Source organism: Cyanobacteriota bacterium, from assembly GCA_025054735.1.
Lineage (GTDB): Bacteria > Cyanobacteriota > Cyanobacteriia > SKYG9 > SKYG9 > SKYG9.
Genome location: JANWZG010000139.1, coordinates 1 through 8,735, shown reverse-complemented (window position 1 = coordinate 8,735; position 8,735 = coordinate 1). Strand labels below are relative to the sequence as shown.

Annotated in this window: 6 protein-coding genes; 1 reads left to right on the top strand and 5 read right to left on the bottom strand. The window is 46.8% G+C overall.

Features of this window, described 5'->3' with window-relative positions; translation table 11 throughout:
* From NZ772_08435 to NZ772_08415, 5 genes are all read right to left on the bottom strand, one after another.
* The coding region (locus NZ772_08435; GenBank protein ID MCS6813580.1) for an Hpt domain-containing protein at nucleotides 1-1,085 on the bottom strand (1,085 nt) is incomplete at its 3' end.
* 4 nt (nucleotides 1,086-1,089) lie between these two features.
* Complete coding sequence (locus NZ772_08430) at nucleotides 1,090-3,915, bottom strand: methyl-accepting chemotaxis protein (protein ID MCS6813579.1); 2,826 nt, start codon at nucleotides 3,913-3,915, stop codon at nucleotides 1,090-1,092.
* 78 nt (nucleotides 3,916-3,993) lie between these two features.
* Nucleotides 3,994-4,527, bottom strand: coding sequence for a chemotaxis protein CheW (locus NZ772_08425; GenBank protein ID MCS6813578.1), 534 nt, complete (start codon nucleotides 4,525-4,527; stop codon nucleotides 3,994-3,996).
* Nucleotides 4,528-4,543: 16 nt separating this feature from the next.
* A complete protein-coding gene (locus tag NZ772_08420; GenBank protein MCS6813577.1) occupies nucleotides 4,544-4,909 on the bottom strand; it encodes a response regulator in 366 nt (121 codons plus the stop codon).
* A 112-nt stretch (nucleotides 4,910-5,021) separates the two neighbouring features.
* Complete coding sequence (locus NZ772_08415; protein MCS6813576.1) at nucleotides 5,022-6,356, bottom strand: response regulator; 1,335 nt, start codon at nucleotides 6,354-6,356, stop codon at nucleotides 5,022-5,024.
* A 996-nt stretch (nucleotides 6,357-7,352) separates the two neighbouring features.
* Here NZ772_08415 and hmpF point away from each other — a divergent pair.
* A partial coding sequence (gene hmpF / locus NZ772_08410; protein MCS6813575.1) for a pilus motility taxis protein HmpF occupies nucleotides 7,353-8,735 on the top strand: 1,383 nt, incomplete at its 3' end.

The window sequence follows — 8,735 nt, the reverse complement described above, 5'->3', positions numbered from 1 at the left end:
AATTCGGCAATATCGACCTCTGGGCCTGGAGCATCACTTAGACTGAGACTGTCGTCAGATTCAGATGAGATTTCATCGGGCATAGCAGCCTCTAAGCCAGTGAAATCAAAACTTTCGGTGTGGGACTCAGACCATTCGGTAAGCTCTGCCAGAGCACTACTTTGATGGTGAGTACCACTGTCTAGTAGCAGTTCCTCGCCAATACTTAACAGATCATCTAAGCTTTCATCGTCACCCGTATATAGGGGTTCTGAAGCAGGCACTAGTGCCAGCAAATCATCAGTAGGGGTGATCAGGTTTGCTTGATCAGCTAGTACAAGATCTTGGGCTTGTTTGATTGATTTGATGACAACCTGAGCAAGGGTACGATAGGAGTTAGCTTCATGGGCGATCGCACGCTGAGACAGATTTAACAATTCAATCCAGCGAGAGAGGTCAAATTGCTCTCCTATGCGGCTTAAGCGTTGGCAACAATCTTGTAGCGCCTGTCGAGTTTGATGAGAGTCACCTTGCTTGAATAGCTGAAGCATTTCCCTGAGCTGAGCAGGAACATCGCTCTGGAATGTTAGCAACAGTGCACTATGTTCTGGCATGGTTGACCTCACTTCAGGATTAGATGTTGCAGCAGGAGTAGCAGTTGTGATAGGGATATGGACGGGGGAAGTAGCGGACAGAGTATCAAGATGTCGGCGGAGTTGGGTAATCGTCGGTTCGATTGCTGCCAACTGGCCCTGGGCATCCTCGGCGGTAAGCGTGCCATTCTGCTCAAGCACACCAACTAGGCGAACTAGCACGTCATAGACTGCTGTAAACAATGACTCAAGATGTTTATCTGAGCGGATAGGTGTTTCCCTTAGAACCTTAAAGAAATCTTCTAGCCGATGGGCTACGGTTTGAATACCTGTAAACCCCAACATAGCTGCACCGCCCTTAATTGAGTGAGCTGCACGATACACATCATTAATAGCTTCCGCATCGCTGATCGTAGCCTGCAGGTTTGACAAGCCCTGCTCGATCGTCGCTAAGTGCTCCTTTGCTTCCTCAATAAAGTAGGCTGTAATGCGCTGTTGTTGTTCCGGCTGCATAACCCTATCGCTCCATTTGTTCTACGCGGAATCGTTCTACCGAGTTCAACAATTCACGAGCAACACCTACAAGACTTTGAAGAGCACCAGACACCCGCTGCGCTTCTTGAGATGTTTCTTGAGCCGTTAATTCTACAGATTGCATAACGTGAGCAACCTGACGAGAAGTTTCTGTCTGCTCTACGGTATCAGCCGTGATTGACCGCACTAGAGCATCGATGCGATTAGATACTTGAATAATCTCATCCAGGGAGCGCTTTGCTTGCTCAGCCAGCCTTGTACCCTCAATAACTTGCTGGGTACCTTCTTCCATTGCTGTCATTACTGAGCTGGTTTCACTCTGAATCTGCAATACAATCTGTTCAATTTCCTTCGATGCTTTAGCAGCCCGGTCTGCTAGCTGACGTACCTCATCTGCTACGATCGCAAACCCTCGACCTGCTTCACCTGCTCGAGCCGCCTCAATACTTGCGTTTAGTGCCAGCAAGTTAGTACGGGATGCAATCTGAGAAATCAACGCCACAATCTTAGAAATCTCTTGAGATGACTCCGCTAGACGCTTCACCTTGCGAGTAGTCTCTGCTACTGTCTCTCGAATACGCAAGATACCAGCCACAGTTGATTCCACAGCTTCTCCGCCCTTGAGAGCAGTTGCAGATGCTGCTCTAGCCACCTCTTCCGCCTGACGAGCGCTGTCAGCAACCCGCTGAATAGACTCGGTCATAACCTGGACAGAATTTAAGGTCACAGCCAACTCTTCTGCCTGCCTCAGTGCATCTGATGACAAGCCTCGCGCAAACATTTCCGAATCCGCAGAGCCTTTATTTACCTGACGAGCAGCACGGGTTACTTGCAGTACTAGTTCTCGCAGGTTCTGAATCGTCAGGTTAAACGAGTCTGCAACGGCACCCAACACATCAGCAGTCACCTCAGCTTGTACAGTTAGGTCACCTCGGGCTGCACCTTCTACATCGTCTAGCAACCGAATTACTTGGCGCTGTAGATCTTCCTTAGCCTGTTCTGCCTCTTCCACCTTGCGCTGAGCTTCCGTAATGCTAGTAAATACAACTCGGCTCATCTGGTTAAATCCGGCTGCTAATTGGCCAAACTCATCTTGGGAGTATATAGTGGCGCGGGCATCAAAGTTGCCTTGAGCCATAGCATTAAACTGCGATTGCAGGTTACTTGTTGTCCGCTTAATTTGTCGGGTAGTGGCCTGTCCTAGACCATAGGCAGTCGCACCACCACCAATTCCGGCTGCTAACAAGGTAATAAAACTAGTCAGCTTTAACTTATCAACTACCCCTTGCGGGTTGTTTTCTGCGTCAAGGCGAGGCACAGCAACAGCATGAACAATAGCCACTGAAACGGCGGTGACCACCCCAGTAATCAATGCTGTGTAAATCTGCTTTCTAGGAAGAGGAGCATTTTCTAAGAAAGCCAGAGGCCCTTGACTGTCAGGAGAATCTGGCTCTACTGAGACTTGCTCAGACAAGGTAAAATTAGGCACCCTGTCTGAGCTAGTATCGAACCGAAAGACTTCATCATCAGACAACGAGGAGCGACTGTTTCTGCCGAATCCAGAGGAAGAGCGCCGCGAAGAATCTGTATCGTCGATCGCGAACGGCTGCTGAACGCCAACCGACCCGCCACCACGATCTGAACCATAACCATCAGCAGCTATAGCAAACCCCTGAGAATTTTCAGCCAAATCAAACTCGCTTATATTTCCCAAATCATCAAACTCGTCAAAATCAGTCATAAAGTCCCCAGCGTCATGGCCTATGGAAAAGCCTGACGAAGCCATGTCACTGGATGTAGCCATCTCACTGTCGGCCAGATCAGATTGAAACTCATTTGGAGGAGCACTGATTCCCATACCTGAAGAGCCATCCCAGCTAGTAGATGACACAAATGTCATGGCATCGTCATCACCGGTAATTGGGATATCGGGCAGACGTGAGCGATGAGGATTAAAGCCACTTGCACCACTTGAGCCTTGAGAAAAGTCAGAATCACGCATAAACTGGGTTGACTCTTCAGATGGCTGGCTATAAGGTGTAAACAAGTCGGCAGAATTTTCATTGGCAACTACATTGTCTTGAACTAGGTACGTAGAGTCTGTGCCGCCGTCATTGCTGCTGCGAAGGTCTTGTGTCGAGCTAGACAGGAAATCAGGTTCATCAGCATTGATGCCACTCGAAAATGGATTGTTTTCATCTAGAAAATCATCAGTGCCAGCCCCACTAGCACCAAATGAGTGCCTTAGAGAATCACCATTATCGCTCAGAAAAGCCGAAGCGTTCGGTTCACTATTACTAAAGGAGAAGGGGTCATCATGAAAGGTGGCATCGTCAGCATCTGTGCTACCAAATGGATTGTCAGCGAAGGGGTCGGCAAATGGGTCGTTCGTCGCGTCAGTAGCTTTGCTAAAGGTATTCGATGAACTAGCAGAGTCAGAAGAAGCTGCTATATCCCCATAACTGTCGTTAACCGCATCTGCAGTATCATAGGCACTACCTTCAGTAGCATGACTGCCATTGGTAGACAAGTCTAGCCCGCCTCCTGATGCCTCTAGGCCACTCTTGGCATAGTCAATAAACTGTGGGTCAGAGGTCAAGTTAAGTACAAGACTATACTGCTCTCTAGCGATATCATACTGGCCTAGGCCGTAGCAATAAATATGGCCGCGCAGCAGTCGGACGCTGGGATCGTCAGGTCGGTCAACAACCAACTGGTCAACGATTTCCGCCGCCTGGTCATACATGCCCTGTGAGTAAGCCTTAAAGGCTCTTTGATACTCCTGTGCAAATTCATTACCAGATGCCATTTGCTTTCTCCTGCAAGTCAAGTCGTGAGTGCCACTTTTTGTTGATTACTGCCAACTACCCCGTGAATTCTAGCCTTACTAAGCCCCCCATCGTGCTGATCTTAGAATAGCTACCTGATCAAGCAACCGGAGGCATTTACCACTTGTTTCATCAACTAGCCACTCACCCCGCAGGAATGGTGCCATACTGTCGGGTACGTTGCTTGTTGCCATTCTCAGTTGTTCTACATCCAGCCATTCCATATCTAACAGGCGATCAACTGCCAAACCCAGCATTGCGTCTTGGTCTTCAATGGCAATTACAGGAATTTCACCTCGATCGGTATTCAAAGAACTCGTGTCACCAAGAAACTGACCCAGATCTGCAACCCAAATCACCTGTCCTCGAACATTTAATGTTCCCAAAAGTAATGGTGAAACATTAGGAATGGGTGTAAGCCGATCAGGCGCTTGTTGAATCACCTCCCGAATGCCAACAGCAGGTAACGCAAACTCATTACCAGAGGGTACATAAAACCTCAAGTATAACTCACCTTCTGGAGTTTCAATCTCTTGAATCTCTGAAGCTTGATCGTATCCCCTACCTGTTAAAAAGTCTGGACTACCAACCATGACGTTGACCTCTGTTTTAGTTCCGCAGTAACTGCTTTACCGTTCCGACTAACTCTGTCGGTTGGAACGGCTTAGCAATGTAGGCATCGGCACCCTGTTTCATACCCCAGTAGCGGTCAAACTCTTCGCCTTTAGTCGAACACATAACAACTGGAACGTTTTGCGTTTTGGGATCTTGCTTTAATCGACGACAGACTTCATATCCGTTCATACGAGGCATAACAATATCCAAAACAACTAGATCTGGACATTGGGCATCAATTTGCTCTAGCGCCTCAACTCCATCAGTCGCTAGTGTAACTGACAATCCACTTCCCTTTAGGAGATCAGCAATCATTTCCCGCTGTGCTCGTTGATCTTCTACAACTAGAACTGTACTCATAGTTCCCTAATCCACGTTTGACGATCACCCATAACAATACATTTCTAGTCCCAATTTTGAAGGATTTACAGTTATTTCCTACTCAAAAAAGAAACCAACTATGCTGACTTTATCACGCCGACTCTGTTACTTTGGTATCTAGCTCACCTCCCAGCTCATCTCTAAGTGCATCAGCTAACAGTTCATTAGGCTTGGGACGGTTTGGATCGCCTAGCCCAACATATTTCTCCACCAACATTAATAACTCACTTTTTCCAAATGGCTTTGTCAAATAGTCGGTAGCACCAACCATCCGCGCTTTAACTCGGTCAATAAATCCATCTTTACCTGTTAGCATAACGATCGGAATTTGTCTAAACATGATTGATCGCCGCAACATTGCACAAATTTCGTAACCATCCAAATCGGGCATAGCAATGTCACACAAGATCAAGTCAGGCTTCAGTTGGAATAATAGGCTCAGCGCTTTCACAGGGTTACCAATTGTAGCTACTTCGTAACCATTCTGACTCAGAATTGACTCAATAGAGGTGCGGACAGCCAATCCGTCATCGATACAGACAACACGAGGTGCGCGAACAGGTTGCTGCCAAGACTTGCCCACAGATAATTGACCTACACCAGAAACATCTAACTTGCTAGCTACGGTATCATCATGCCCTCGATGGATTGGATGAGATAGTTGAATTGTGCCTTGTTGAATATACGGGTAGAGCAAACGACCAACCTCTATGACCTGCATTCCTGATCGACGGGCAATTTGGCGCACAGATAGTGGAGCATCCTGAGATGTGATAGCACGACGTATTGAGTTCTCTGGAAGAACTGTTGCCAGCCTTGTACCATCAACTGTCGAGACCCATTGGTCAGGAGACTGCACATAGGGATGCAATTGCTTCCATGCCTGAATCTGTTTTACACTGTCAGCTACAAGTGGCTCAATGGCAAAGGTTGTTAATTGGGGAGCTAGCGCAGAACCTAGCTCAAAAATAAAAGAGCCTTGGTGCAGGCTAAGTAAATCAAATAGCGTCTCCTGCACCATGCTTTGGACGATGGCACGTCCTTGAGCAGGACTCAAACTGTAGTTCTCTAACAGCGCCCATAAATATCCATACTCAGGAGCAATCACAGATGAAATTGACGACCCTGACGAAAGCACTTCCAAATCTTTGGCTCTGTCAGCTAAGCCGTAGCAATACAGATAGTCACGAAGTCTTGTAAGGCTTCCATCTGCTTGGGCAGCATAGATAATTTCTCCGTTGAGAAAAAACACAAACCAAGAGCGTTCGATAGAAAGCCTTGTCGATCGCAACTCTCTACTAGGGTAAGGTGGCACCCCCAGCGGTTGATGACTATAGGATTCTACGAACAACTCACCTGTGCGTTGCCCTAATTCGATAAGCTGTAAAATACTCCGAATATCAATTTCAGTTAACTTGCCCTGCATGAAGCACCAACGCTCTCCAACGAAGCAGTGCATACCGTTACTATTCTAGGTCATCATGCCAAGGACTTGCGTACTGAGTCAGTACTCGTAACTAGCTGTAACCACCTGTAAAGTGTAAGCCATGAGAAACAAGCAGGCACTTATCGAGTAGAAAGGCTTGATGAAGATGGTGCGGAACCTGATGATGTTGATAGTTGATTCTAGTGGTTGGAGGTTTATGGAGTTAACTTGGAATTTCAGAACACAGTCGTCTGTAAAGTAATGAACGTAGTGACTTGTTATGAGTTCATTGTTAGAAGTTAAAACATGGGTATAAACTAGTAGGCATTGCCCAGATGAAAGGAGAAGCTGTGTGATTGTGCATCAGCGGCAACCCTATACACGGGTATAAAAGACACGAAAGTCTGTCTGTCGCTAACAGGATTGGTAGCTTGAATGCGGTTGTATGCAGCCAAAGCTCTCTTCTGAACAGCTTTCAGTTATATGGGGAATAGTATTTATATCTAGATGGGTGCCGTAAATGGCTATCAGTGTGCCTGAGGAAAATTGATTATGATTAAGTGGGTATGGTTTGTGTGGTTTAGGTCGCCAAGTCAATAAACATTGAGCCTATGAACTGAGATGTTTCTAGTTAGAAACAAGATGTTGACATAACGTTAGGATTCTGAGACTAAGGTGCTGAGAGCAGGCTAGTATCTTACTATTTAATGGTGAGACATAATGGTGGGACACGGAGTGAAGTGCGAATGTATGAGTGAATGCATAGCTTTATGAGAGCTATAACGATTGTAACCCTCCTTAAACCCCTATGGTTGGACGTAACTGGGTTTTGTCCTTATCACTTTTAGTTGTTTTGGCAGGTATTGATGTAGTCTCTTGAACTGACGTTGTCTAGGCTTGACGGGGTTTATGACAATATTGGACAAAGGTTTTGAGTGCTTAGCGTTTTGAATACTTTACACAGATAGGCATTGCAGTTAGGAGAGGGTTACGAGTGTGCTGTATTTAGCGGAAGTGCAAAAAGGTAAGGGTGGCCTGCTAGGCGGTGGCAAGGCAGAGCTAAAGTTATTGGCTTGTCAACGATCAGTTGATAACTGGACGACAGTTCCCAATGAGGAAAGTATTCCGGCTGAAGAAGCGAATGCAATGGCCCCAGGAGTTTTGGTACTGGTGGAACTGACCGCTAATAAACAGATTCAGAAGATAGAAGATGCCTCACGTAAGTTAGCTAGTACCCTGAATAACCTGTGTCGATTGCTTGAAAAGTCAAAGTCTCAAGAGGATGAAATTGAGCAGTGGAAGCAGTCGCTGACTTACCAAAGTCAAGAGCTGAACCGTCGAGAGATGGAGCTAGAAGCACGCACTGAGCAGCTCCAGCAATTGGAAGAAGATTTTGAACAGCTAGAGCAGCAACGACAAGAGGTTATTAGCTCCAGAGAGGAAGTTACCCGCCTCCGTGAAGAATTAGATCGCAACCGCCAAGAGCTAGAGTCTGCTTGGGAGCAGCTTAGAGGTGAAATGCAGCGCTTAGAAGCACAGCAAGCAGAGATGCAGGGCAAGTCTACTCTAGATGCTAGTCAGGCTGAAACTATCCAGCGCTTACTTGGTCAGTTATCATCGATGACTGATCCTACAGCAGCAGTGCGCGAGCAGATCAATCTTGGGTTTGAGGCAGTTAATGGGTTTCAGACACTTCTCGACAGCCATTGGCAAGCCGTTGATCAAAGCCAGGCAACTGCCCAGCAGCTTCAACAGCAGCTTGATCAACAAATTCACGAGCTACAGGCTCGTTGGCAAGAATGGCACCAAGCTCAGATTGCCTATGAGCAGGCGCAGGCTGACCTCAAGGCGCATCAGTCGCGTTTAGATAGTAAGCAGGAACAAAGCCAGGCGTTGATCGCACAGTTACAAAGTTATGACGCGCTATATCAGCAGGTTTATCAGCTTGCTGATGTATCTGATCAGGTGGTCATAGGTCAAAAGGTTGACTTAGATGCTTTGGAAAGAATGCCCTTAGATGAATTGCAGTCAGTTGTGCAAGAGTTGCAGCGCGAATTTGAAAAGATGGCGAAGCTGATTAGTATGCAGGAGGAAGAAGTTCTAGATAAGCAACAGTCAATTAATGAATTGCGAGAGCAGATTAAAAATGCTAGCGAGTACGATCGCCTCCGTCTAGAAAATGAGCTAGCGGATGAGGAAGAGAGCTACCGAATCTTGAACGAACCATTGATTGGTCAACGTCAAGTTGCTCGGGAACGAGAAGCTATTCTCAAGCAGCATCAAAATATATTAGCAAGGCGACAAGGTAAGCCTGTAGACAGTGGTGCTCGTCAGGTTGATTTAGGGCCGGTGCTGATGCAGCTTGACAACTTACGTAAG